We start from the raw sequence: 22,787 nt of genomic DNA, 5'->3' as shown, positions 1-22,787 counted from the left end.
AGGCTGCCTCATGAACCCCACTCCCCAAGAAGCCCAACAGGCCGTCAAACGCGTCCTCGCTGAGGTCAACAACGAAAATGAAGCCGCCTACCGGGTCATCTTCGAAGCGGTGAAAATCTGCATCGACGCCGGGATGAGCCGACGGGAAGCAGCAAAATTCCTTGGCGTCCAGGCCCGACGAATTGACCGCCGGGGACAGTACTTCCGATCACTCCTGGCAACCAGAAACCTGTTCCGTGGCGCACTGAACGCCGGCGGCCGCGCATATGCCGATGCTGCCGACGTCGAAGCCATCGTCCAACGCGCCTGGAAGCGCTGAACCGCGCCGCCAAACGCCCCATATCTAAAATTTTGCGAGTTTGTGACATATTTGAGTCATGACTTTTTTGATTGCCCGCGCGGTCAATGGCTGCCACGGCGTTCCATGACGGGTTCCGTGGATATTGTCGCGACACGATGCCAATATCCCACTTAAGGCAATCTGATTGATATTGGCTGGTGCTCGGTACACAAAACTTAGGAGGATCCATGGCACAGATGCATAAGGGCGATCGTCTGACCGTCACATCCAAGATTCCGCGCGCGGATGCCATAAAGCTCACCAGGGTTGTTGAAATAACCTCTGAGAGCCGCTCCGAGCTGCTCGCGCGGCTGCTGCACGAACACCTAAGCACCATCGACCTTGATGCCCTAGAAGGCCAGGAGTCCCTGCCTATCGCTAAGGCCAGTTAAAGACTGAAGGCCCGCACTAGGCGGGCCTTCAAAAAGTATGACGTTCAGATCCGAATCTTGGCGGACAACGATCTGAACTTAACAAGCTCCCCGTGAGGGGCGCTCCATTTGCTATACCCCGAGAGGACCAGCTGTTGTCTATGGTACCTGCAGTGCCCGTGCCGTCAATAACTGACGCGCTGCAATCCGCGGGTCAAGTCACACCCGCTATGGCATGGGCTCTCGCTCCATTACTCGCCGGTGCACCGACGTACCGCCCGGGACTATGGATCCGTGGCAGATTCCAGTACCCCCGCCCGCTAAACCCGCCCCGGATCACCGCTACCCTGCCGAAGCAGCCGGCAGCCGTTCCCATTCACGGAGCAGATGGCTCCGTGGCGACTCTTTGCGTTGACCTGGACACTTCTAAAGCGCTGCAAGGCGTCGTCGATGACGATGCCCGACGTCTCGGGGCCCTTCTGGAAAGCTGCGGTGTCCGCTACATCGAGGACTACTCCCCCAGTGGCGGACGCCACCTGTACATTCCCCTGGCCGAGCGCATGGAAGCACCAGCGGCTCGTGAACTGATCGAAGCCCTCGCACGGATAGCAGCCAGCCTTGACCCCAGCCCGCACCAAAACGTCACCGACGGGTGTATTCGGGTCCCAGGAAGTGCCCACAAACGCGGTGGCCACCAGACACTCGTCACACCCCTCAACGAGGCATACGACGTGCTGCGCCGCCGCAATCCCGTCCACGCTGTCGAGGCCCTCCGACGTGCCCTAGCACCGGAGCTCAAACGTGAACGCGAGCTAAAGGCTCGCGTGGCCAAGATGGCAGCCCCGGCAACGGCGAATGGTGTCAGTCCGGTGCCCTTCGGCGGGAGCCAGTCTCCCTTGCGTCTGGCGGCCCGAACCGGCCTGTACGACACCGCCAGGTACGCCAGCCCGTCAGAGGCCCGCATGGCGGTGCTGAACCACTTCGCCTCCTGTGGCTGGACCCTGGATCAGGTTCGCCTCGAACTGGGGGGCCAGTTTCCCGGCCTCGCAGCCCTCTACACCGACGCCGACCGACAGGAACGCCTCCTCGATAAAGAGTGGGCTGAGGCCCGCCGCTGGATCCAAAAACCGGGAACCCCGCTAGCCGGCAGGAGGAATGCCCGTATTAACGACACAAGCCCCCCCGTACCCACAGGGGGGGCCAGCAGAACCAGCAGCAAAGCTGGTGCACACCAGCTCGTGAACGATCTTGAAAATGTCCTCTACGCAGTCCTGGACCACAGACTCAAAGAACGCGGCCGCGAAGGCCTCAGCCTGCGCCTCCTGCTTCGCGCAGTGCTCGGCTACATGCGAACCATGGAGACTGACCTGCTGGATGTCGGCTGCCGTACATTCGCTACCGCGTTGGGCAAACACCACGGCACAATCTCCAGGCTGCTCCCGATGCTGGAACAAGCCTCAGACGGCATCCTGACCAAAATTGCCGATGCCCGCGGCCGCAACGCCGATACCTACATGATTCAACTCCCCCAGCACTTTGAACAACTTGCCCGGGAGCTCTCCTGGCGCAGCGGAAAGATCCATGGCATCCGCCCTGTATTCCGGGCCCTGGGCGACGTCGCTGCCCTCGTCTACGAATCCATCGAACGCGGACGCCTCTCCCCCACCACAGCAGGAATAGTTCGGTCCACAGGACTCAGCCGTACAGCCGTCGAAACGGCCTTGGCCGCCATGAGCAGCTACAACATGATCGGACGCCGGCACGGACACTGGAGCATCACAGCCGGGACCAGCCTGACAGCCCTAGCCCGGCGGCTCGGTGCACTTGACGACGCCGCAGAGCAGATCAGTACCCACCGAAAGCAACGCGCAGCCTGGCACGCCTGGCTGGACAGGAACCTCACGCCCGAACTCGCTGAACACGAACTGGACGAACCTGACTCTGATCTCTACTGGATCCCGCCCTCGGAAACCGAAGTGGACTTGATCGGGACGCTGTGGCGAGCTGCGTAAAGCACCGGCGTTGGTAGACCATATGGATCCACCAGATCACGTTGGTAAGAGTTTGCTTGCTTCGCCGGTTTCACAAGTGAAAAAAGCGTAGACAGGGAAACCGGTAAATCAGGCAAAGCAAGTTGATAAGCGTTTGCTTGCTTCGCCGGTTTCACAAGTGAAAAAAGCTAAGACACGGAAACAAGCTTCACAAGTAAAGCCGGTGTTACTGGCTACGCTGGGATCACTCTGGAAGGGGATTTGATGAAACACGATCTGGACCGCGGTGCCCTAAGCCGCGTTATCGCGGTAATCAACGGCAAAGGCGGGGTCTTCAAGACCAGCCTGGTGGCCAACGTAGGCGGACTCCTCGCCGAGGGCGGATCGCGTGTGCTCCTCGTGGATCTCGACCCTCAAGGAAACCTCGCCGAAGATCTCGGCTATGCCGACCAGGGTGACGGCGGCCGAAGTCTGGCGGCTTCGCTGTGTTTCGGGGGAGAACCCGACCTGCTTAGCGGCGTCCGAGCCAACCTTGATGTCATTGCCGGCGGACCCCATCTCGACGATGCGGCAGCCTTCCTTGGAGCCAAAGCCCAGAAGGACCGTGACGCTGCACAGCTGTCCCTGGCCAAACTGCTTGCCAGCGTAGCGGGGGAGTACGATCTGGTCCTGCTGGACTGCCCGCCCGGAAACGAGCCCCTGCAGGCCGCCGCGGTAGCTGCCGCCCGTTACGCACTGGTGCCGCTGAAGACCGACATGTCCAGCCGGAAAGGTGTCGCCGCCGTCGCGGCACGCATGGACAGCGTCGTCGGCCTCAATCCCTCGCTGGATCTGCTGGGTGTTGTCCTCGTAGGAACCGGTACGAACTCCAAGCAGGTTCACAAGGTCACCCGCGACCACCTCACCGCCGATTTCGGCACAGACGAAGTGCTGTTTCCGATGAGCATCCGGCACGCGGAGGCCACAGCCCAGGCGTGCCGGGAGCGTGGATTGCTGGCTCACGAGCTCGAGCGGGAGCTCAGCAAAGGACCGAAATGGTGGGAAGTCCTGCGCGGCGAAGCGAAGGCCGGACATGCCGGGCCAAAGTCGGCTTCCAGCGTGGCCGAAGATCTCCATGCAGTCGCCATGGAAGTGACCCGTCGCATTGCCGTCGCAGAATCCCAGGAGGTCAACGCGTGAGCGCCGAACCGACACCCAGCCGGCCCGCACTCGGGTTGCCCCCGCGTCGCACTGCAGCGCCGGCCACCGAGGCACCTCTGGCGCGGATGCTTCCCGGACACCGGCCGGAGACGTCAAAAAAGGCAGAACCCAAGGACTCCGAAACGGCGAATATGACGGTGAGTATCCCCGCCGCGCTGCGGAACCGGGCACGAGCAGCGTACCGGGCGACCAGCTACGCCGAAGGGGATAACACCTGGAGCCATTTCGTGGCGAAAGCCATCGAAGCAGAGACGGCCCGCCGCGAAGCCGAACACAACGAGGGTGCGATGTACCCGTCCTGGGGTGAGAATCTTCCCGGCGGACGGCGACTTAAAGACAGCTGACGCAACACGGTCTGATCCTCTACGGCGGCAGGCGGGTGTGGGCGCGTTCGGCTCTTGCCGGGCCACCAACGGGCGTTCGCTGAGTTCGAGCTCGCCCTGCTCGGTGGACGCCAGCCGGAAGGGTTCGCCCTGGCAACGCTCTACCAGTGCCTCAGGGCAGCCGCCCAGCACAGCCGAAGCAGCTGCACGCAGGTATTAAAAGAACCGAGGCCAGAACTCGAATATGTTCTGGCCTCGGACGTGTCTTCTAAGCGGCATTCTAAGGGGATTCTGCGCTTGGCCCGACCGCCCCAGCTGGCCGCACTTCACTCTGAGCGGTGCGGCCCTTAGTGCGCTGCTTCGTACTTTTCCATGATGTCTCCCTGGATGCGACCGCGGGCATTGACAGGCAGGCCTTGGCCGACAGCCCACAGCCGGACTTCGCGGGCATTGGAGGAAGCTGGACGGGCTGTGCGAGCCCGGCCGCCGGTCTTCCGGGCTGCTTTCGTGTAGGGGCTGAAGGCTTCACGCAGCTCCCGTGCGTGAGCATCATTGAGATCGATTGCGTATTCGACGCCGTCAAGGGCAAACGAGAGGGTCTCGCTTGCCTTGGAGCCGTCGAAGTCATCTTCCAAAAGGGTTACTACTCTTTGTGCCATAGAAGAAGTTTAAGGCTTCGTAATCACGCCGGATGACTGTTCGCTGCTGTCGAAGGTCAGGGGGAATTCTAAGAATTCACCAACGAAGACTTCGCGGCACCGGCCGACTTGGAAGACGGTTATGACCATGAAGCACCGGGACCAAGTGGTCCGTGACGACACCGGGAGCGGTCAGCTCACGGTCCTCCCGCACCCGGAGTTTCTCCTGTAGCTTCCCAGTCGACGTATGCGCTGTTATCAGCGTTTGTAGCGCGCAGGGACGTGCTTGTCCGGAAGAACCCTACCGTTAGGTCAGATCTTGGCGGTTACCTTGGGCCTACGCTTTTCCGTGGCTTTTCGCTTCTGGGCTACGCCCGATTTCCAATCTTCAAGGTCCTGAATGAGGGCCTTTATATCAGCAGGGCTTGGCGGTTCGTCCTGAGCTTCCTGTGGTTCGTCATGGGGCCCGAGCCGTGAGAGCTCGGTCATTGCATTTTCAATTGCAGCCCAGTCGCTGTCGTCGACCGTAACCGTGCGGACTCGGTTTGTCTGGACGGCGCGTTCGAAACGCGTCACCGCTTCGTTGAAGAGGACCTCTTCGATTGCCCTTTCCCAAGCCTTGCGCATCTCTCTGACGAGAGTTTCGCTGGCTTCCCGCCACTCCTTGTCGGCCTTGTTGTCCCAGTATTTTTCATTTTGCTGCAAGTGATTGCGGATGTAGCCGAGCCGTTTACTAAGGTTTGCGCCATACGGAGGTAATGTGCCGCTGTACGTGCCCGCTCCGGCAGAAGTGTTTTCCAGTACTCGGTACTCGATGTCGGCTCCGGTATGTGGAGCGTGGTGATTTAGCTGTTCGAGGAAGGCGATGTCGTGGGTGAAAATGACAACCTGACGCTCCAGAGCTTCGATGGCAAGGCGTTTTGCGACTTTGGCTCTGTATTTGTGATCCAGGGATGATACGGGGTCATCCATTACGATTGCAGCTTTGGACTTGCTGTACCGCAACTCCGTCAGGAATCTGGCGAGGCTGATTATCCGACATTCGCCCTCACTGAACACTTCACCGAGAGCGTTTTTTGCATCAACGCCGTCGAAAGTGAGCTTGAAAGTGCTGGCAGCATTGGCGGAACCTGCTCGACTAATGGAAACCTGAAGACGGCCAGCGCCGAGCTGCTGTAGCTCGTCGTTGAAAATTTCTCGAAGTGTCTCCGTCACCAGTTGCTGAGAGAGCTTGCCGTGTTGCTGCGTCACCGCGTTTCTCTTGGTGGTGGCGATTGCCGCCTTGAGCTTTCTTAAATCCGTCTGTCGTCGGTTCTCCGCCAGGACTGGATTCAGGTTGGCTGCCAGGACCTCACGGTCCTGTAGGGTCCGATGTTCCTTGCGGAGTTTGGCTTGGCCTTCTTCATCACAGAGTTCCGCCAGCCCACTCATCTGTAAATCCCAGTCTGCGATGGCGGTTTGGAAGCTGGCCACAATGCTGGGGACGTCCCACTCGGCATCGTCAGCTAGCGGCCGCTGGAACTCGCTTGGGGTGGCCACAAGACGTTGCATGAAATCAAGTCGGGCTTTCGCAGCCGTTGAGACGGGCGCTATCGCCTTCGAGAAGCTGAGTTCTTGGGACAGATCGGCGAGCTCGGCGGATGGAACCAGGTTCTGAACCGCTGCGGTTACTTTGCGTTGGACTAATTCGAACGCAGTAACTGTTTCGGCCCGTGCAGTTTTGAGGTCCTGTTGTGCCTTGTCATGCACATGTTTTTCCAGGGACTCCATTCGACGCTTGGCTTCTTGCCCAAGGATCTGCTGGCAGAGGACACACCGAGCATCTCCGTCCACATGTGGGAACGCATGCTCGGGATAGGCGCTGGAGCGAGAGTACGTCCGTGCGGCATCCCAAAGCTGCTTCCAAATTGTGCCTCCGAGGTCGGGCAGCTCCATTCCTGCGAGCAGAGCCGCGCTTGCTTCAGCCACCGTTGCCTTGCCGGCGACATCTTCAGCCTTGTCTCGGCTCGCTGCAATCTGCGTTTCATCGAGGCAACTGGCGAGGACCTCCAAATTCTCAATCAGTTCCTCAGCCTCTTTCGTCACGCGTTTGAGACTGGCTATTTTTATGGATGGATCTGTCCTGGAGGCTTCTTCCAAGGCCTGCGTGAGCTCCGCCAGTCTCTCCACCTCTTCTGGCGTGAGGACGGAGGCCATCCTGATGCGGGTTTCGATGCCCTCCTGGCCCAATGCAGACATCAGCTCAGTTAGCTCCGAGTCCTGGTGCAGGAACGTAAGGGGTGTGGGACCTGCTATTTTGGCGTCTATCCGTCCCTGCAGCTCCTCTTCGACCTGGCGAAGTGCAGAGCCCAGACTCTCCAAGAGTCTTAGAGCCTCAGGTGTGTACGCCGCCTGAGCACCGTCATGAATGTGGTGGTCTGCTGCCTTTGAGTCGAAGACCGAGACACTCTTCAGCGCTGCCGCCGCGGTTCTGCCATGCGTCCATTCACAAGTTTCCTCGCCGTTTCCAGTGGACCAGCTGATATTTGCTTTGGGGATTCCCTGCGCCTGCGCATAAATGTTGGGCAAGACTTGCCCGGGCAATCCGCGGACTTGGCACACTTGCCGAAGCAGGCGCGTGTACCCAGATTTTCCCGTGCCGTTCGCTCCGTATATGACAGTCAACCCAGCTGGGGCGAACTGAAGGACCTGATTCGCTGCCAGTTTATTCACATTCTGTGCGTTGCTGATCTGCGTCAGGGTTACTGGTGGAGCTGTGCTAGTCGTAACCGAAAGCTCCTCGGCGGTAACACTACGCTTTGGGAGGGAGCTGGCCTGGGACTCCGAAAGACATTTATCTGCGAGCTCGATGATTTCCTTGGGGCTAAAAGGACCCTTGGAAGCCCGTATCAGAGCATCAGCATGCCATGACGGGCGGTTCTTGATCCACTCAAGGAGTTCGAGTATTGCCTGATCCACCGGCTCGAGCGATTCGTTAGTCACTTCCCGATCTTTACAGCGCGGCCTACTGCATATGGATAGCGACACGAAGGGAGCATCATTTGCGGTCTTAGTTGAGGTTCTGGTGCAGTCAGCCGGTCTCACAAACGATCGATTGCTGAGACGGCTGGGTCGTGTTCCAGGGGACGTAAAAAATGTCGACGAACTCGCGGTCCGACACGCCCTTCCAAAGTCTCAGAATGCCGTCCAACAACAGGTAGTCTCAGAACGGCAAATTGCTCGGCTTTAAGAGAATACGGGGACGCCCATGGCTGTAATTGGGTACGCGAGGGTTTCCACCACGGAACAGAACCTTGATCTGCAGCTCACTGCACTCAAGTCCGCCGGCGCAGCCCGGACCTTTGCCGACAAGGGCGTCAGCGGATCCACAGTCGAACGCCCTCAGCTGTCCAGAGCCTTAGATAGGCTGGAGACCGGCGACGTACTCACCGTATGGAAGCTCGACCGTCTGGGCCGCAACACCCGGCACGTCCTGGACCTTATCGAGGACATCCGGGAACGGGGAGCAGGGTTCCGTTCTCTGACGGAAGGACTGGACACGACCGGGCCCATGGGAACCGCGATGCTTACGATCGTGGCCGCATTCGCGCAGCTGGAGCGCGATACGATGATCGAACGCACCAGGGCCGGCCTGGCTGCGGCCGCGGCCAACAACCGCCGCGGCGGACGACCCCGCAAAGTCGACGACGCTGCCGCTGCCAGGGCTAAAGAGCTCAAGGGCAAAGGCATCAGCGCCTCCGACATCGGCAAGATGCTCGGAGTCTCCCGCGCCACAGTCTACCGATACCTCTTATAGACCAGGAGGGTGCAGAGTGCACGGATAGGGGTCTGTCAGCGGATCCTACCCAGAGAAGTGTTCAGGCAGGTCTTCACCGGGCTGCTCAATGCGCCAGTAGCTAGTGAAGCGCGGTATTCGTCTTCTGCGGTGTGCAGCCGTGAACTCCAAGTCAATGGCATGGATGACTTCCGGGAGCTCCCAACCGTCGATAGTTTCCGGGTCCTGGTCCTTCAGCCAGATCCGCAGACGCTCCAGAATTGGTTGCGTTGCAAGTTCTACGATTCCTTCCATCTCACCGATCAGGTTGGCGAAGCTTTCGGCCACGGCTCGTGGCATCGAATGGATGACAGTCACACCTATGACATCGATGCCTTGCCCCTCGGCGTTCAAGATGGCAACAGGCAGCGGCAGGACCAGATTTGATTGTGAGTGCGCAATGGTGGTGTTGCGATACTTTCGAATGATGTCGTGGACCCCTTGAAGGGCGGTCGGAACGGCTGGGATGCCCGGCATCTCGTCGAGTCGCCTGCGAACATTAGAGAAGATGAAGGGGCGAATATACGCCGTGACGGCATGCGACGTAAGCGGCATCCACAGCTCTGATTCCTCACCCGCGGTTAAGGCGCACGCGAGGGCGTGCGAGGCTTCCGAAAGGTCGTTGGCGTGGCTGGTGAGGTCCACCAACAGCCTTGTATCTGCGGTGTCCGGCAGAACGGCGATGGGCGGCCGAGGGATAGTCAAGGGAGTTGCTGCTTCTCTTCTCGGGATTGATGTATCGCTTTCCCTACCTAAACAACCTATAGAACGCGGGCAGCCAGCCGTTCAGTTCTCAATGCCAATGACCTCGCACCGCAGTTGGGTTATTGCTGGTCCATACGGCTTGTCAGAGCGCGGCCCGGAAGGGTCAGGAGTTTGAACACACCCGCCAGGGCAAGGAGGATGGCGAAGACAACAACCTGACCAAGAAACATCAAAGCCGCCACGGCCAGTGTTCCGATGTACGTAAGGGCAAAGCTTAGCGTTGCAGCGTCAGGCATCGAGGACCATCCCGGAGAAAGGTGACAGGCGAGGGAAGGAAGGGATGAGGTTCCAGTTCACCCTAAGCTCGCAGTGGGCGTCTGGGAGGAACGCCGGGTCCGCAACTAAGAAAGCCCGCCGATCGGAGACCGGCGCCCTCAAGAGGAAATTGCATACATCAGGTTTGTTCATCGAGTAGATAAGACTTCGGCTGCTCTGGAGGGCAATTACACCCTGGGAGTCCGCTGGCTCCGCGGGAGGATTACATGGAAGGGGTTCCAAGAGCTGCGACGTCTCAGTTGTCGCGGAGTCCGAACTCCAAATCAAGTTCGTGGTGGCGGAACTCGGTTTCTGGGTGCGGTTCACCTTCAGTAACGATTTCATGATCCAGCTGACGTTGGACCTTGCTATCGAGAACCTGCAACTTTTCGTCTTTCAGCTTTTCCAGATCCTGAGGAAAAGGATCAGTAGGAGTGATCCGCAGATTCGCTGACATGGCATGTCCTTTCACTGGCGGCACTCCAGACAATCGGACACCCGCTACCGGAATATTTTATGCGAAACTAGGCAAGAGCAAGCAACCGATCTCGGCTTTGGGATGGGAACATGAGGCCCCGGCTTCCAGGCTCTACATAGGGCGGACGAGACTCCGGCGCGGAATGGCGTCGTTTGTGCACGTCAGGCGTAGGGCGCTGGCTCAGCGTGAGTCACAGGTGCGGGCACAGTGGTCACTCAGGGGTCTGAAAAGGGTCGGGACGAAAATTTACGCTGGGAGTTCCGCGCTGTCGCCCGCTCGCTGCGTGGCGCGGTAGACGGTTGAAAGCGCTACCGAGAAGAGCTCGGCAAGTTCCCCCGTCGTGTGTGTCCCTGGCCGGTGAACGGAGACCAGGTGCGCTTCCCTGTTTTTCCGAGAGCTTGCGCTGCTTCCCCGCAACGGCCCTTCACCTTCGCGACCGCCATTCCTTCACCGGGATAGCAGGAACCTGCTGTAACGCGACTACGGCAGCGCCGCAGCGCGTGCCATCCTTTGTGAATGGCACGAACCTGGTTGTCGGTGACGGTGGAACTGCTCGGTGGTCGTGGTGAGGAGCTGTGGCCGTGGCCCGGGCGCATCTTCGCGGTCGGACCGTCGCACACCTTCATGGATCTCGCCGATGCCATCAACGATGCTTTCGCCCGGTGGGACCGCTCGCACCTGTCAGTGTTCACCCTGGCCGACGGCCGGGTAATCACTGATGAAGAGACGGGAGCCGAGATGGCTGGATCGATCCGCGGGCCGATCATCGCACCAATCGACATCGCTGCTGCCAAGGTCGCCCGAACGGTAGGGCCGGGGGCTGAGTTTCAGTTCACGTTCGACCTCGGTGACGCATGGATGCACCGATGCGTGGTCGGGGAGGCGAAGGTCGACCCGCTGGAGGTATTGGGTATTCGTCCTGATGCCCCTCTGCCGTACTGGGGCTGGGGCAGCATCCCGGACCAGTACGGGCGCCGGTGGTCAACTGATGACGGGGAGAGCCGGGTGCCGGGGAGACCGGGCCGGCCGCACCCGATGCTGCTGCACGCGTGGCCCGCAGAGGTGCAGGTGCCGGGGCTCGACCTGTCCGAGCTGCGGGGAGCCATGGCGGCAGCAGATGCGTCCCGATTTCTCGCGGCGGTGACGGGACATGACATCGATGATGCTCTGCAACAGGTGGGGGCGGGGATACCGATGGCGCTGGAGCAGAGACGCCGGGACACCCAGCCGGTGGCAGTGTCGGTCATCAACCGGCTGACGTGGCGCGGCGGCCCTGGTGACCGGCTGTTGGCCGAGGACCTGCTGGCCGGTCTGCGCCGCGAGCCGCTGACGGGCCGCGTGGTGCCGGTAGAGATGGACATGCTCAGCACCGTGCTGGAAGGGGATCCTGAGCTGTCGACCGGTGGCTATCTCGACCTGCGCACCGGGCAGGTGTACGACGAGACCGCCACTGACCCGATGATGGTCGGGGAGGACGCCGCCATCGACATCGAGGAGGAGCCGGAGCGTTGGCTTCGAGTCGACCGCACCGGTTCGCGGAACGGCTGGCGGGACATGGCGGCCTTCGCCGAGCGGCAGCACGATGAGGCCCTGCGAGAGCGGCTGGAACGGGCGACCGAGGGCAAAGGCGCCTTCTACCGGTTCCGCGACCTCGTCCACGGCGAGAACCTTGGCCAACAGTGGCACGCCTTCTCCACCGACCGCCAGATCGGCCGTGCCCGCGAGTTCCTCGCTGAAAATGGCATCCGCGTGGGCTAACGAGCCGGGCCCGGTCAGCGCCGGCGCAAGACCGTCCCGCCCGCACCGTACCGAAGACTGCACCTGTGACGGTGATTGTGGCCGGGGTTGTGGGACAACATACGGGACGGGCAAGTTACGCGGCCGGCTGCCGTTTGCGGTCTGCGGGGGAGTGTCCCACCGGGGTCATCCTGGTCCCAAGGAAGTGGGATACCTCGTACTGGATACTGTGCGTTTCTGGCGATGGCCGGCCGCTAGGGTAAAGCAACCACCAATCTGCGATCGGAGTAAGTTTCAATGGCAGTAGCCCGACGGCACCACACCGTGCCGAACTTTTACCTCAAAGGCTTTGCCACTGAAGCTAACCAGATAGGCGTCGTGCAGTTGCCCGGAACGCGTCGATTCGTCCAGGCCACTAGTGACGCGACCATCCAAAAGGATTTCTACGCCATTCCCGGTCATGCCGACGGCCCTGACGTATTCGAAAAAGGCCTGTCGGAGCTCGAGGGCGACGCAACCAAGATCTTCAGGAAGATAACGGACGACGGCGTTTGGCCCTTATCCCAAGCTGACAGGGAAGTCTTGGCCACATTCCTGACCGTTCAGTTTCTGCGGGGGCCGGATCAGCGCCGCCACATGGAGCAAACTATGGCCTTGCTGACTCGACTAGAGGTCGGAGCGGGCGGGAAGGCAGGAGTGAAAGCCTGGGCGAAGAGACAACACGGCCTGTCGGTATCCCCAGATCAAGCCGAGCAAATTTGGAATGAAGCGACTCAGCCCGGAGGGCCGCCCATCAAACTTGCACCTGTAGGTCACATCCGGCAGATGCTGGAACTGACACCAGAACTAATTAGGTACTTCGCGGCAAGACCCTGGCAGATTTACCAGTTCTCCCGCCGTAGCCTGTTGACCTGTGATGCCCTGTCAGTCTCATCCCGAACCAGCACGCGCATGGGGACGAGGGAACAGGTCTCATGAATGCCTGGGCTATAACTGTGCCGCTTTCTAGGAGAACAGGCCTGCTACTGGGAGATCCTGAGGCCTTCTTCGGGAAAGTCAGTGGAGCCGAAGTATCAACTGGCCATTTCGACCACCGGGGGGAACCCTCAACGGCCGTAGCTCGAATGTTCAACGACGCCACAATCGGGAATGCCCGACAGTGGATTTACCATCATCCGGATGATAAAGCGATTGTGCCCGAGAAGTTGCCGGAGCCAAGAGCGATGGAGATACAAACCAGTGGGGCACCAGAACAATTTTCAGGTGAACCCTTCTTCGGACGTCCTTCGGAAACCCCGTCCCAATAGCTGCGCTCCTCCTGTACGAACCTTCCTTCCAGCGGGCGACCAAGCTCGTTCGCTCAATGGGTTTTGCGGTGCGCGAGCCAGGCGTCGAAATTTAAGATTGGCATCTTGGTGGCCGCATGGGGGCTGTCGTGCCAAAGGGAAAAACGATTGATCAGGTAACTGAGATATGAGTCAGCGTTATCCCACCAAACAGGATCATGCTTCGAGACCTCAAAATTGGCAGCCTCGGGGAAAAGATTGGATGCGCCAACCGCGCCAAAGTGCTCCCCTAAGGGCGCCGCGACGCTTCCGCGAGCATGACGGCCCGTAGCGGGTAGACGGGTTACGTATTTGCGGTAGACGGTCTCCCATGAGCTGACTGCCGTCGAGATGTCCTGAGGCCCTACGGGTTCAACAGCAGAGCGTTCAACCACCCGACGGAGATCCTGGAGTGCCTCGCCGAGGGCGGATGCAGCTTCACGCTGGACCGCTCGGTGGTCGGCTCGATCTTCGCGGAGTTGCGTCAATCGGTGTACCAATACCACCGACAGCAGCAACGCAATTGCGGAAACGCCGGCCGTGACCACCGGGCCTGAAAGCACGTCGTTCAAATCTCCCCGTCCGTATGTACACAAACCGTACTGGAACCTTACTGATGATGCCCGACAGCATGTCCGCGCCGCCGAAGTAAGTCCGTAACAAGGCGTCCTCCTACGAGGATGCCGCGGGCGGTGCAGACGACTTCTGTGAGTGAAATGCGGACGATTTGGATGCTCTCGCCGCCCATCATCCGCCGTTCCGAAGGAAAGGAGACGCTGACTTGGTTGCTTTCTCTGCTGCGAGAATTGGCGGATGACACCCTCTGACTTCTACACGGACCGCGTAAACGGTCCAGTTCCCAGGATCCACGACGCACTGCCCACAGCGACTTCTGCAGGCCTATACAGCCTGTTTAGGACTAGGGCTCAGGCCCATTGGCTCGCTCAGCACTTTCCTGAACACTGCTCTGATGGCAACGGAGTATGTGGCACTGATCAACATGCCCTGTGGAGCAACGTGCGGGCCTTGGTTCCCGAGCTCAAGGAACGCAACACTCTGGGGTTAGAGCAGGATCAGCCTGACGGGGTTGTATTCGACTTGATCGAGTATGCAGCGGAAAGAGTCGCTAAACCCATCGAGGGGCAATGGCACAACTACATGAACCATTACGAGCTCACCTTTGCGGAGGCGCCCGGTCGTCGGGAATTCCGCAAGGACGTTAACCAGATCCTCCAGCGCGGCGGAACCATGTACGAGCTGGACGCGGCGGGCCGGATCGTTCGAATCGGCACAGCTGAGGTCCGGGAGGTCATCAGCCAAATGACGCCGGCCAGCGGCGACGCTGAGTTGGATGGACTGCTGTCGCTTGCCAAGGAGCGTTACCTCTCTCGAAAAGCAGATGACCGGGCTTTAGCCCTTGAGAAACTGTGGGACGCTTTCGAACGCCTCAAGACAGTGGATGTTTTGGGCAACAAGAAGCAGAGCGCCAATGCGTTGCTAGACAACATTGCCAGCGCAGAATTTCGAACGTTTACCAGCATCGAGATGCAGAGCCTGACCGACCTGGGGAACCGGTTCATGATTCGGCATCACGAGACTGACAAGCATCAGGTTCCGGAGGATGCGCAGGACTATCTCTTTGCGCGTATGGGTTCGCTCATCGTCTTTCTCCTCAGAGTCAGCAACCGCCTGGGCTGACCTCAGGGAAGGTTTGGTGCAGGAAGCCTGACTGTGGCAGCCCGGCGGTCACCGACCCAGTGGGTGGCTGGTGGGTCCGGCGGTTGTCCAGATCCTGTCCACCTGCAATGCCGGCACGGTCCGTCGCAGAGCTCAGATCAATACGCCACAGAAAATTGGCGGTATGCGGAGTCGGCGTCGGTGGCTTCCAGCACGCTCTTCCTCACGTCGGGCAACGTGAGGTCGAGGACTCGCAGTTCGCCGTCGATCCGAGAAATCGACTCGATGCGATGGAAGCTGTCGCCGTGCACCTCTGCAAACCGAGCCAGTCCTCGCAGCTTGGGCAGCGCGTCAGGCAACCAGGAACCGTGCGGGTCCACGATATTCGCTTTCACAACGCCACGACCCTCGACGAAAAACAGGAAGTCGGGCCGGAGAGTTCGCCAAGCTCCATGTTGGTCCTGGTAGGCGATGCTCATTGAGTCGCGCCCGCCCGTAGGGTTGCGATACCACGCGAGGAGGTCGCCGCGCTGGATCTCTGTGTCGAGCACCTGGACCTCATCGGGGTTGAGCTTCCCGACTGGGAACATCCCATCTTCGTCTGAGAGTAGGTGGAGTGGCCGCTGGTCGAGGATCTGAGTAGCGTCGCCGACTGACCGGCGAGTCTCTTCCTGACGGTTCTTCGGCAATGCCATCGAGATCAGCTGCGGGTCAGTGCTCATGGCGGTGATTTCGGCATACAGGCTCTGACGTGACTCGGAGAGAGTCTTGATTGCGACACGGTGCTTGCCCAGCCACTCCTCGGAGAGCGAATTTGCTGCAGCGTCCAGCGCCGGCCGCGTCTGCGGCAGCATCGCTAGCCCGGCTACACGCACGTGAGCATCACGGAGCGCGTCCTCGTCATCCGCTTCGGCCGCCAAATGGTCGACGTAGGTGCGAGCAACGTCCGGCGTCACCGTGCGCGAGCCGTGACGGTAAGCCTCCTGGATTGCACGGTCGTCGGCTACTTCGGTCCATGCTTCATCTGCCCGCAGACCATACCGCGTGTGCCCGCGTACAGTGCCGCCAGCCACGGTCAGTACGTCGGACTCGGATATACCGAGCTCCATGGGGTACTGCGCTGCGAGCCCGTTGAGGACGCCGTGGAGTCGCGCATGGGCAACACGGCCAGCGTCGGGCACCAGGCCGTCTGATGCCAGCGCGTGCGCGAGAGCCGTCACGCGCTTGATCGGGTTGGCGTGCCTGCGCGGTAGCGTCTCCGCCGGCAGGTCGGTGAATAGCGTCCACACCGAGTCCGGAACCCGGTCGTTCGGCGTCATGAGCTGCGGGTCGATCAGGACGCGTTGTCCTGTACCTGTCCCACCCTCGGACAGATCGTTGCCCATAATCTGCTCCAGCACGCGGCTGGCTGTGGCCTTGTTGAATCGAGGCAAGATGCACTCGACGCTGTTCAAAACGTCGTCGCCCTCAACACGACGCGCAAGCGGTGTGCGGATCATACGGCCTAGCAGCTGAGTAATGTGCGTCTCATCCTCGGCCGGACGGAACGACACCATGACTTCTGCGCGGGGACAGTCCCATCCTGTGCTGATGGCGTCCTTCGCAAGCAGTACGCGGATGTAGGTTGCGTCCTGGACGCGTTCAGGAGAAATGTACGGAACGCTGTGTGCACCGAAAGTTTGAGCGGTATGGTCACCAAAGACATGAGCGAAAGCGTCGGAGCCGATCTCGGGCCATTCGTTCCGGATGACATCGATGGCGGAGGCCAACTCTGCTGGTGAGGGCTTGTTTGGCACTTGCAGGACAAGCAAGGGCGCGATTGGATCGTGATCGTTCTGGGCAGTGGCATATGCCGCCCACGCTGACGACAGCTCTTTCACCTTACGGACGCCTCGCCGCAGGAGAACGGTGTTGAAGTCGCCGGTCTCAGCAGGAAAGTCGAGGACGATGTCGTCTTTGAGGAGTCCTGACTCCTGGATGCGGACGGGGTCCACAGTGACAGTCCGAAGGTGTACTCGATTGTCTTGTACCTCCGCGGCGCTCATCGCGTCCTCGAACCGCTTCACGGTTGCGGAAATACCCCACACGATCGGAACAGGAGGGACAGAGCTGTGGCCGTTGATCAGACGCTTCACGATAGTAGGTGTGTCCGACGACGCACGCCGACCCATGCCCCGGTGCGCTTCGTCGAGCACCATGTACAGTGTTGTGCTTTCGTCCTCGATTGTGTTCCGCAGCGTGTCCCAGAACGTGAACGGCACGGTATCCGGGTTTGACGCCATGCCGGGCAAAACACCTTCGGCATCGTGGCCCCGTACGAGTAGGCTGTTCCGCGACAGCTTTGAGGTGTTGAGGAAGTAAACATGACCAGGTCTGAGCTTCCGATAACGGAACGGGTGCTCGACCGTGACGAGGCGATTGCGAAGCCGATCGGAGGCCTGCTCCAAGCGGTGCCGCGTCTGCTGATTTAGTGAAGGGTCGTCGCTGAACCAAAGGACTATTGCTCCTGGATCAGCGACCGTCTCAAAATCTTCGCTACCCCAGAAAAGCGCTTCGATGACTCCCGCTGCCATGACCGTTTTGCCTGCACCAGTGGTGGCGGTGAGCGCGACAGATGTTATCCGCTTGCGTGCACCGTGGTAGAACTCTCGTGCGTCAGCGAGCTCCGTCAGAGTGTCTCCGACGGCGTCTGCTTGATAGTCCTTTAGTGTGAAGCGCATCAGAAGTCACCATTGCTTTCGCAGTTCCGGAGGTAATCCTCGTATAGACGGACCGTCTCGATACCAGGGATCTCGTTCGCGATCTGCTGATAGCGACCCTCGTCGTCCGTGACGATATAGGCGACGCGCACGTTGTCTTGTAACTGGAGCGAGGTGATGAAGTCCGCTGCTAGGTCGAGTTCTTTGATGATGCCGTAGGAATCAGCGACAGCCCATCCCTGCGAAAGCTCATCGATTCGCCGCCCACTGGCGCCTGCGCGCAGCCACAGCATCGGCGCGATAGCGGCAAAGGAACGGTCCGTGCTGACACGCCACGGAGACTCGTAAGTCAGCGTGAAGAATGCGACGTTTTCCTCGAAACCGTCAGACATCGGGAACTCGTCGACGAACTTGTATTCGCCCTTGATTGCCTCGCCATCGGGCGTTTGCCCGGAAATCGCCGCCCGGATCCGCGGCTTCGTGATGTAGTCACAAATGCCCCACTGCTCCCAATCGGAATCACCGGGGCGAAGACCGTCCTTGCGCAGCTTGGTCTGCTCGTCCGCACCAACCTCATTGTTTGTCACTGAGATCGAGATGCGGCGACCGCCGTCCTGTCTGTTCAGCCGCATCAGGGCGTGAGCGGTCGTCCCGGAACCAGCGAAAAAGTCGAGAACAACAGCCTCAGGCTTGTTTGCAACGTAGAAACGGAGAGCGTCCTCGACCGCGTACAGCGATTTCGGGAACGGGAACTTACGTCCCGGCAACAGGTTACGCAGCAGTCGACTTCCAAAGTCGGCCGCAGAATGGGAGGCGAGAGCCCATTGCGTAGTCGGAACACGGCTGGTTGCAGTTGCGGCTGCTTCTACCTCAACGTGGCCCGAGGCAGACCTACCGACCTCGCCGAACACGCCAGTCAGGACTTTCGATTGCTCACCGGCTTTGAGGTAGGAGATTGCGGCCGAAGTGCCGTTGAACTTCCCAATGCGCATGAACCCGTCGGCATGGAGTGCTCGGGCAGTATCAGGCCCGACTTGCCATCTGCCTTCGCTGCCGTCCTCACGAATCGGCCAAACGGCTACAGTTCCCTCCGGGGCACGATAGTCGATGCGTTGTGAGGACAAGGGCAAGACATCGCCCACTCCCATGAGCGCACCTGATGCTTCATCAAGCAGAACCGGATAAAACATCCCCGGTCGGTCACGTCGCAACGCACCGGTTCCGGAGCGGATCATACTCACCCACCGCAGGTTCATCGTGGTGGTCTTCTTCGCACCGTCCCACTCCGGTGACAACACGAGGGGGGAAGGTGCCGCGTCACCGAATGACACGAAGAAGGCGTATTCATCACTTCGACGGAAGGCTGCATCCCGCTTTGCCCCGGGAGGACTGATTGCAATACTCACCATCTGGATGCGGCCCTCAGGGAATATCTGTTCCAGCAGAAGTCCAAGCCGAAGATACTCTTTCTCATCAATCGTCACGATCAGGACTGAGTCGTTTGGCTTCAGGAGACGCTTCGCGAGCTGGAGCCGCCGCTCCATGAATGCCAGCCACTTTGAGTGCCGGTATAGATCGTCGCCCTCGACGTAGTCGTTGTTGTATTTCCAGTCCCGTGAGCCTGTGTTGTAGGGCGGGTCGATATAGATGGCGTCGACCGAGTGTTCGTGTGTGAAGGTCAGCTGTTCCAGCACGTGAAAGTTCTCGCCGTTAATAACTGTGTGGAACGGCTTGTTTCCGCCGCGCTCCACGGTGCCGTCTTGGCGCAGCCCGGGATAGATCCAGTCGCGAAACTCGGCGACCAGGATAAGGTCATCGATCTGTGCCGTGAGGGTTTCGTCCTCGGAACTGTCCAGAAGCGAGATCTCGGCGGCGTCACCGATGACCTTGTCGACGCGCCAGAGTCGCTGGTCGCCACGAGCGCTTGATCCCCGGGGTGGCAGAACCCGGACCTTACTTCCATTGCGAATCTTGTGGCCGGCGAGCTCGACGGCTTCGGGGGCGTGGCGTTCGAAGTTGAGGCCAAATGGCAGGCGCTTCTGCAAGGGCCGGATTTCTTCTTCGAGATCCTTGCCAAGCTGTGGGTCAAGCTGTTTTGCGGTCCGTAGCAGGTCCGTTAGCCTCGACATCTCAATCCTCCACTTTCACATGAGAGGAGTTCGCGTCTCACGCTGACTGCGTGGTGCGAACTCCACTGCAAACCATATCCGCGCGGGCTGGCTCGAACGAATCCGGCCGCATATCAAGGACAAGGCGCCCTGCCGTATGTCCGCCGCCGGGTCACCGCAGCTGTTCCGTGCGCGTGAGGCCCGCGGAGGCACACCGGAAGGGCGAGAGGCAGCCGCCCCTTCGCGGCGTGGGCATCATCCCTTGGGAGCCCAATCCGCAAGCTGGCTAGAGCTTGTCAATCCAGGTGTCTTCTTCCCTGTTGTCCCAGACCGAACCTACGACCGTTGTCGGGCGGCCATCTCTGCGCTGCCGAAGGAGATTCAGTACGCGATGCGCATCTGTCGAGTAGAGGTCGCGCAGCGAGCTCACCGCGCGAACCACACAGGACTCAATGACCGCCTTCCGCTCATTTTGCTCGTGAATACCGGCCTCGGCGAAGGCTGCCCGTATCTGAGCAACCTGCCCATCAGTAATGAGCATGTGCTTTAGAGGCACTTCACCCTCTGGCGCCTCAATTTCGAACAGTGAATCAGTCATCCACTCAGCGTATCTTTTCCGTTGCAGCTGCCACGGCTGGGTCGACGCTAGCCGGTTCGGTCAAGAGGCGCCCTGCCGCGAACTGGATGCCTCCAAGGCGCGAAGCAGGGGAGAGGTACTGGTCTTGAGGAGGTCAACGGGGCGGGCTCCGGACAGGTCCCTAGATGGGGCGACCATCCAGGCCGTGAAGTAGTTGTGCGGGATGCCCAGTTCCATGGCTCGCCGAAATAGTGCGGTGACGGTTGGGTGGATTTGTCCGCCGGAGAGGAACTGGAATCCCGGACAGAATGTCCCGTCGTCTATGAAGATGCGGACGAGCTGGCGCATGACGGGTTCCGGATCTTCCATCAGCTCGGTGAGCCGACGCCGTACCTGTTCCAGGGTCGGGAGGGTGAACTCTGCCCTGATCGCGGCCCAGGTCTGGTCAGTGATCGGTTGGGGGTTCAATAGCACAGCACCTAGTCGCTGATGCTTTCCAGAAGCCACTGGGTGGAGAGAGGGTCCCGGCGCAGCGTGAACGTCCGAAGGGCCGAGTTCGACCCGAGGCGGACCTGCAACTGCCAAAACTCGACGCTCACCATGTCTCCGCTGCCGACGGCCGCGGTCCGCCGAGTGTCCCACCAGGCGTCCCGGGTGAACCAGTGCACCGGGTCGGCGGCCACGGCCCAGATCCGGCCTTCGTGCCGGACGGCCAGTGGAGTGCCGGCGGGGGTGAACCGGACATCAACTTCAGCGTCCATTGTTGTTTCATTCGCTACTGCTGTCACGGTTTACGCGCTCTCCCAGGTTTCTCGTCATCATTTCTTCCCGGCGGGTAACCGCCGAACTCCACACCCAGGTCCGGTAGATCACCGGACCGTCCTTCCAGGTCACTTCCACGGCCTTGGCCGTCCAGGCGTACACCTCGCCGTCCACCAGCTCGGCGCAGTTCGGAAAACGGATCCACGCCTTCACCGGAATCCCGGGGAACCCGTTCTTGGACGGGAAGTGCTCGAAATCCAGCTCGTCGACCGTCAGCCCTATCGGGCCGGCCCGCCTCGCGTACTGCCGCTGCAGTTCGTAGGCTTGTTCGAGTCCCATAGCACAACCTTAGAACATATATACGAATCAACACGCCAAAGAAAAGCGCGAACCCGTCGAATTGCATCAGATGCAGGATTCACGCAGAACTCATTATGGGTTGTGGCTATGACAATCGACGACCCGCGCCCGCGCGGGCGTCCATGGGACGGGGTGAACGCCAGTGGGGACAGCCTGAGCTGTGCGGAGGGCTCCACCTGCCCCCAATGGGCACAACCCGTCAGCCCGCTACTTCGGTGTCTGGTCTTCCATTGCGGGCAATTCCCGCAGCGTCGCCGCGACGGCCCGGACCGTTGCCGCGTTCTCGGTCCAGGACCGGCCATTGCGCGTGCAGGCACTGAAATTCGTGACTTCGGATGCCTGCGCTGCAGCGGTGAGCTCTGCCCAGGCGGCTTCGAGTTCTACGAGCTGTTCGGCTGTCAGCGGCTCCGGGCTGGCCTCCGCGGGCGTCGCCTCAGCTGTGCCGTCCGTTGTCCGGCGTTTCCTGAAAAGACTTCGTAACCCCATGCGCTGCCCCTTTTCGGCTGAATGCCCCGCTAGGAGGTTCACCCGGGAGATGAGTGAGCTGCGACTGGCGGGATCGTTCCACCCTAGCAAGGCCCTGATTTCCGCTGCGCTCCAACCAGGTTTGGTCGTCCGCTGGCGCGGCCGGCTGTTGGGTCCAGTGCCTCCGTCGCAGGGCTCCGGATGCCCTGGCCCTGTCTTACGTCTTCGACGTTTTTGTGTTGCTGTCCTGCGGATTCTAGGCGTCCGCTCCAGCCCGTCAAGCCCCTCCTTCGTCGGGGCCTGCGGGGCAGGAAACGTCCCTCCGGCGCTCCTGCGTCGCTGATTTCCTCCGGGAATTTCCTTCCCCTTGCCTGCGGTAGACAGGCCTCCGTCGGCCGCCGAGCAAGCGAGCTTGCCAGCAACAAAAAAACAACTGGGGGAGAGGGGAGCTGGCCGGTCATCTGAGCCGCCCCCCACCCAACTTCTCGGACAAGAAGGAACAAGACCATGAACACCACACCCATCCTCGAAATGCTCGACCCGGCCACCCTGACTGTGGACATCAACGTCCGCAAAGACGCCGCCCTGACCTCCGATTTCATCGCCAGCATCAAAGAGCACGGCGTGATGGAACCCGTCATCGCCCACCGCAAGGACGACGACACCGTGCACGTCCTGATGGGTCAGCGCCGCACCCGCGCCGCCGTCGAAGCCGGACGCACCAGCATCCCGGTGATGATCGTCGAATCTCCCGAAGAAGCCGAACGGATCGTGAGGGACTGTGGAATTAACGGTGTATCCGGCTCGACACGCCAGGCGGTCTGCTTGGCAGGAATGAGCTGGATATGCCGGTGACACTGGATGCCGTGAAGACTGCGGACACCACTGGGAAACCGAAGGAA

Annotated in this window: 20 protein-coding genes and 2 pseudogenes; 10 read left to right on the top strand and 12 right to left on the bottom strand. The window is 60.3% G+C overall.

Features of this window, described 5'->3' with window-relative positions; translation table 11 throughout:
- The first annotated feature begins 10 nt into the window (after positions 1–10).
- The 5 genes from ACFVY3_RS16645 to ACFVY3_RS16625 all read left to right on the top strand — a co-directional run bounded on the left by ACFVY3_RS16645 (position 11) and on the right by ACFVY3_RS16625 (position 4,246).
- On the top strand, positions 11–319 hold the full coding sequence (locus ACFVY3_RS16645) for a hypothetical protein (RefSeq protein WP_400160581.1): 309 nt from the start codon (positions 11–13) through the stop codon (positions 317–319).
- 209 nt (positions 320–528) lie between these two features.
- Positions 529–732 carry a hypothetical protein gene (locus ACFVY3_RS16640; protein ID WP_354149624.1) on the top strand — a complete coding sequence of 68 codons (204 nt, stop codon included), beginning with the start codon at positions 529–531 and terminating at the stop codon, positions 730–732.
- 374 nt (positions 733–1,106) lie between these two features.
- The gene (locus ACFVY3_RS16635) at positions 1,107–2,723 is read left to right on the top strand and encodes a hypothetical protein (protein WP_400160580.1); all 1,617 of its coding nucleotides are present in this window, start codon (positions 1,107–1,109) and stop codon (positions 2,721–2,723) included.
- Positions 2,724–2,966: 243 nt separating this feature from the next.
- The gene (locus ACFVY3_RS16630; RefSeq protein WP_400160579.1) at positions 2,967–3,881 is read left to right on the top strand and encodes a ParA family protein; all 915 of its coding nucleotides are present in this window, start codon (positions 2,967–2,969) and stop codon (positions 3,879–3,881) included.
- Between the two features lie 158 nt (positions 3,882–4,039).
- Positions 4,040–4,246 carry a hypothetical protein gene (locus ACFVY3_RS16625; RefSeq protein ID WP_400160578.1) on the top strand — a complete coding sequence of 69 codons (207 nt, stop codon included), beginning with the start codon at positions 4,040–4,042 and terminating at the stop codon, positions 4,244–4,246.
- A 326-nt stretch (positions 4,247–4,572) separates the two neighbouring features.
- Here ACFVY3_RS16625 and ACFVY3_RS16620 read toward each other — a convergent pair whose 3' ends face one another.
- Positions 4,573–4,884: an Lsr2 family protein gene (locus tag ACFVY3_RS16620; protein ID WP_226761976.1), complete on the bottom strand. Its 312-nt coding sequence runs from the start codon at positions 4,882–4,884 to the stop codon at positions 4,573–4,575.
- 291 nt (positions 4,885–5,175) lie between these two features.
- Positions 5,176–7,845, bottom strand: a complete 2,670-nt coding sequence (locus ACFVY3_RS16615; RefSeq protein WP_400160577.1) for an AAA family ATPase — start codon at positions 7,843–7,845, stop codon at positions 5,176–5,178.
- Positions 7,846–8,110: 265 nt separating this feature from the next.
- Here ACFVY3_RS16615 and ACFVY3_RS16610 point away from each other — a divergent pair, with 265 nt between their 5' ends.
- Positions 8,111–8,659, top strand: a complete 549-nt coding sequence (locus ACFVY3_RS16610; protein WP_400160576.1) for a recombinase family protein — start codon at positions 8,111–8,113, stop codon at positions 8,657–8,659.
- 45 nt (positions 8,660–8,704) lie between these two features.
- Here ACFVY3_RS16610 and ACFVY3_RS16605 read toward each other — a convergent pair whose 3' ends face one another.
- Both ACFVY3_RS16605 and ACFVY3_RS16600 read right to left on the bottom strand, forming a co-directional pair.
- A complete protein-coding gene (locus tag ACFVY3_RS16605; RefSeq protein ID WP_400160575.1) occupies positions 8,705–9,322 on the bottom strand; it encodes a hypothetical protein in 618 nt (205 codons plus the stop codon).
- A gap of 631 nt (positions 9,323–9,953) precedes the next feature.
- Entirely contained in the window at positions 9,954–10,154 is a 201-nt protein-coding gene (locus ACFVY3_RS16600; RefSeq protein ID WP_400160574.1) for a hypothetical protein, read from the bottom strand.
- A 537-nt stretch (positions 10,155–10,691) separates the two neighbouring features.
- Between ACFVY3_RS16600 and ACFVY3_RS16595 the strand changes: the two genes are divergently transcribed.
- Together ACFVY3_RS16595 and ACFVY3_RS16590 are read left to right on the top strand one after the other, a co-directional pair.
- A complete protein-coding gene (locus ACFVY3_RS16595; RefSeq protein WP_400160573.1) occupies positions 10,692–11,933 on the top strand; it encodes a hypothetical protein in 1,242 nt (413 codons plus the stop codon).
- A gap of 276 nt (positions 11,934–12,209) precedes the next feature.
- A pseudogene (locus tag ACFVY3_RS16590) lies at positions 12,210–13,219 on the top strand (DUF4238 domain-containing protein).
- Between the two features lie 53 nt (positions 13,220–13,272).
- Here ACFVY3_RS16590 and ACFVY3_RS16585 read toward each other — a convergent pair.
- Complete coding sequence (locus ACFVY3_RS16585) at positions 13,273–13,809, bottom strand: hypothetical protein (protein ID WP_400160572.1); 537 nt, start codon at positions 13,807–13,809, stop codon at positions 13,273–13,275.
- 454 nt (positions 13,810–14,263) lie between these two features.
- On the opposite strand from ACFVY3_RS16585, the gene ACFVY3_RS16580 reads away from it, so the two are divergent.
- Positions 14,264–14,935: a hypothetical protein gene (locus ACFVY3_RS16580; RefSeq protein WP_400160571.1), complete on the top strand. Its 672-nt coding sequence runs from the start codon at positions 14,264–14,266 to the stop codon at positions 14,933–14,935.
- Between the two features lie 137 nt (positions 14,936–15,072).
- On the opposite strand, the gene ACFVY3_RS16575 is transcribed toward ACFVY3_RS16580, so the two are convergent.
- The 7 genes from ACFVY3_RS16575 to ACFVY3_RS16545 form a co-directional block, all read right to left on the bottom strand.
- A complete protein-coding gene (locus ACFVY3_RS16575) occupies positions 15,073–17,634 on the bottom strand; it encodes a DEAD/DEAH box helicase (protein ID WP_400160570.1) in 2,562 nt (853 codons plus the stop codon).
- Positions 17,634–19,742, bottom strand: coding sequence for a site-specific DNA-methyltransferase (locus ACFVY3_RS16570; RefSeq protein ID WP_400160569.1), 2,109 nt, complete (start codon positions 19,740–19,742; stop codon positions 17,634–17,636). Before ACFVY3_RS16570 ends, ACFVY3_RS16575 begins: the two co-directional genes overlap by 1 nt.
- A 265-nt stretch (positions 19,743–20,007) precedes the next feature.
- Positions 20,008–20,319, bottom strand: a complete 312-nt coding sequence (locus tag ACFVY3_RS16565; RefSeq protein ID WP_400160568.1) for a hypothetical protein — start codon at positions 20,317–20,319, stop codon at positions 20,008–20,010.
- Between the two features lie 60 nt (positions 20,320–20,379).
- Positions 20,380–20,772, bottom strand: a complete 393-nt coding sequence (locus ACFVY3_RS16560) for a hypothetical protein (RefSeq protein WP_400160567.1) — start codon at positions 20,770–20,772, stop codon at positions 20,380–20,382.
- 5 nt (positions 20,773–20,777) lie between these two features.
- Positions 20,778–21,059, bottom strand: a complete 282-nt coding sequence (locus tag ACFVY3_RS16555) for a hypothetical protein (RefSeq protein WP_400160566.1) — start codon at positions 21,057–21,059, stop codon at positions 20,778–20,780.
- 7 nt (positions 21,060–21,066) lie between these two features.
- The gene (locus tag ACFVY3_RS16550) at positions 21,067–21,399 is read right to left on the bottom strand and encodes a hypothetical protein (protein WP_400160565.1); all 333 of its coding nucleotides are present in this window, start codon (positions 21,397–21,399) and stop codon (positions 21,067–21,069) included.
- Between the two features lie 228 nt (positions 21,400–21,627).
- Entirely contained in the window at positions 21,628–21,906 is a 279-nt protein-coding gene (locus ACFVY3_RS16545; protein WP_400160564.1) for a hypothetical protein, read from the bottom strand.
- Positions 21,907–22,392: 486 nt separating this feature from the next.
- Here ACFVY3_RS16545 and ACFVY3_RS16540 point away from each other — a divergent pair.
- Positions 22,393–22,659 (top strand): annotated as a pseudogene (locus ACFVY3_RS16540) (ParB/RepB/Spo0J family partition protein); the annotation flags it as partial.
- Positions 22,660–22,787 lie beyond the last annotated feature (128 nt).

The sequence above is a fragment of the Arthrobacter sp. BPSS-3 genome, from assembly GCF_044628475.1.
In the GTDB taxonomy this organism is placed as follows: Bacteria; Actinomycetota; Actinomycetes; order Actinomycetales; family Micrococcaceae; genus Arthrobacter.
Note: the sequence above shows the minus strand (reverse complement) of the source record. Positions and strands in the feature narration are given on the sequence as shown.

Coding starts and splice junctions, on each gene's coding strand:
- ACFVY3_RS16610 (WP_400160576.1), top strand. CDS start 8,111: ATGGCTGTAATTGGGTACGCGAGGGTTTCCACCACGGAACAGAACCTT.
- ACFVY3_RS16640 (WP_354149624.1), top strand. CDS start 529: ATGGCACAGATGCATAAGGGCGATCGTCTGACCGTCACATCCAAGATT.
- ACFVY3_RS16565 (WP_400160568.1), bottom strand. CDS start 20,319: ATGACTGATTCACTGTTCGAAATTGAGGCGCCAGAGGGTGAAGTGCCT.
- ACFVY3_RS16645 (WP_400160581.1), top strand. CDS start 11: ATGAACCCCACTCCCCAAGAAGCCCAACAGGCCGTCAAACGCGTCCTC.
- ACFVY3_RS16620 (WP_226761976.1), bottom strand. CDS start 4,884: ATGGCACAAAGAGTAGTAACCCTTTTGGAAGATGACTTCGACGGCTCC.
- ACFVY3_RS16545 (WP_400160564.1), bottom strand. CDS start 21,906: ATGGGGTTACGAAGTCTTTTCAGGAAACGCCGGACAACGGACGGCACA.
- ACFVY3_RS16600 (WP_400160574.1), bottom strand. CDS start 10,154: ATGTCAGCGAATCTGCGGATCACTCCTACTGATCCTTTTCCTCAGGAT.
- ACFVY3_RS16570 (WP_400160569.1), bottom strand. CDS start 19,742: ATGTCGAGGCTAACGGACCTGCTACGGACCGCAAAACAGCTTGACCCA.
- ACFVY3_RS16575 (WP_400160570.1), bottom strand. CDS start 17,634: ATGCGCTTCACACTAAAGGACTATCAAGCAGACGCCGTCGGAGACACT.
- ACFVY3_RS16550 (WP_400160565.1), bottom strand. CDS start 21,399: ATGGGACTCGAACAAGCCTACGAACTGCAGCGGCAGTACGCGAGGCGG.
- ACFVY3_RS16595 (WP_400160573.1), top strand. CDS start 10,692: ATGGCACGAACCTGGTTGTCGGTGACGGTGGAACTGCTCGGTGGTCGT.
- ACFVY3_RS16630 (WP_400160579.1), top strand. CDS start 2,967: ATGAAACACGATCTGGACCGCGGTGCCCTAAGCCGCGTTATCGCGGTA.
- ACFVY3_RS16555 (WP_400160566.1), bottom strand. CDS start 21,059: ATGGACGCTGAAGTTGATGTCCGGTTCACCCCCGCCGGCACTCCACTG.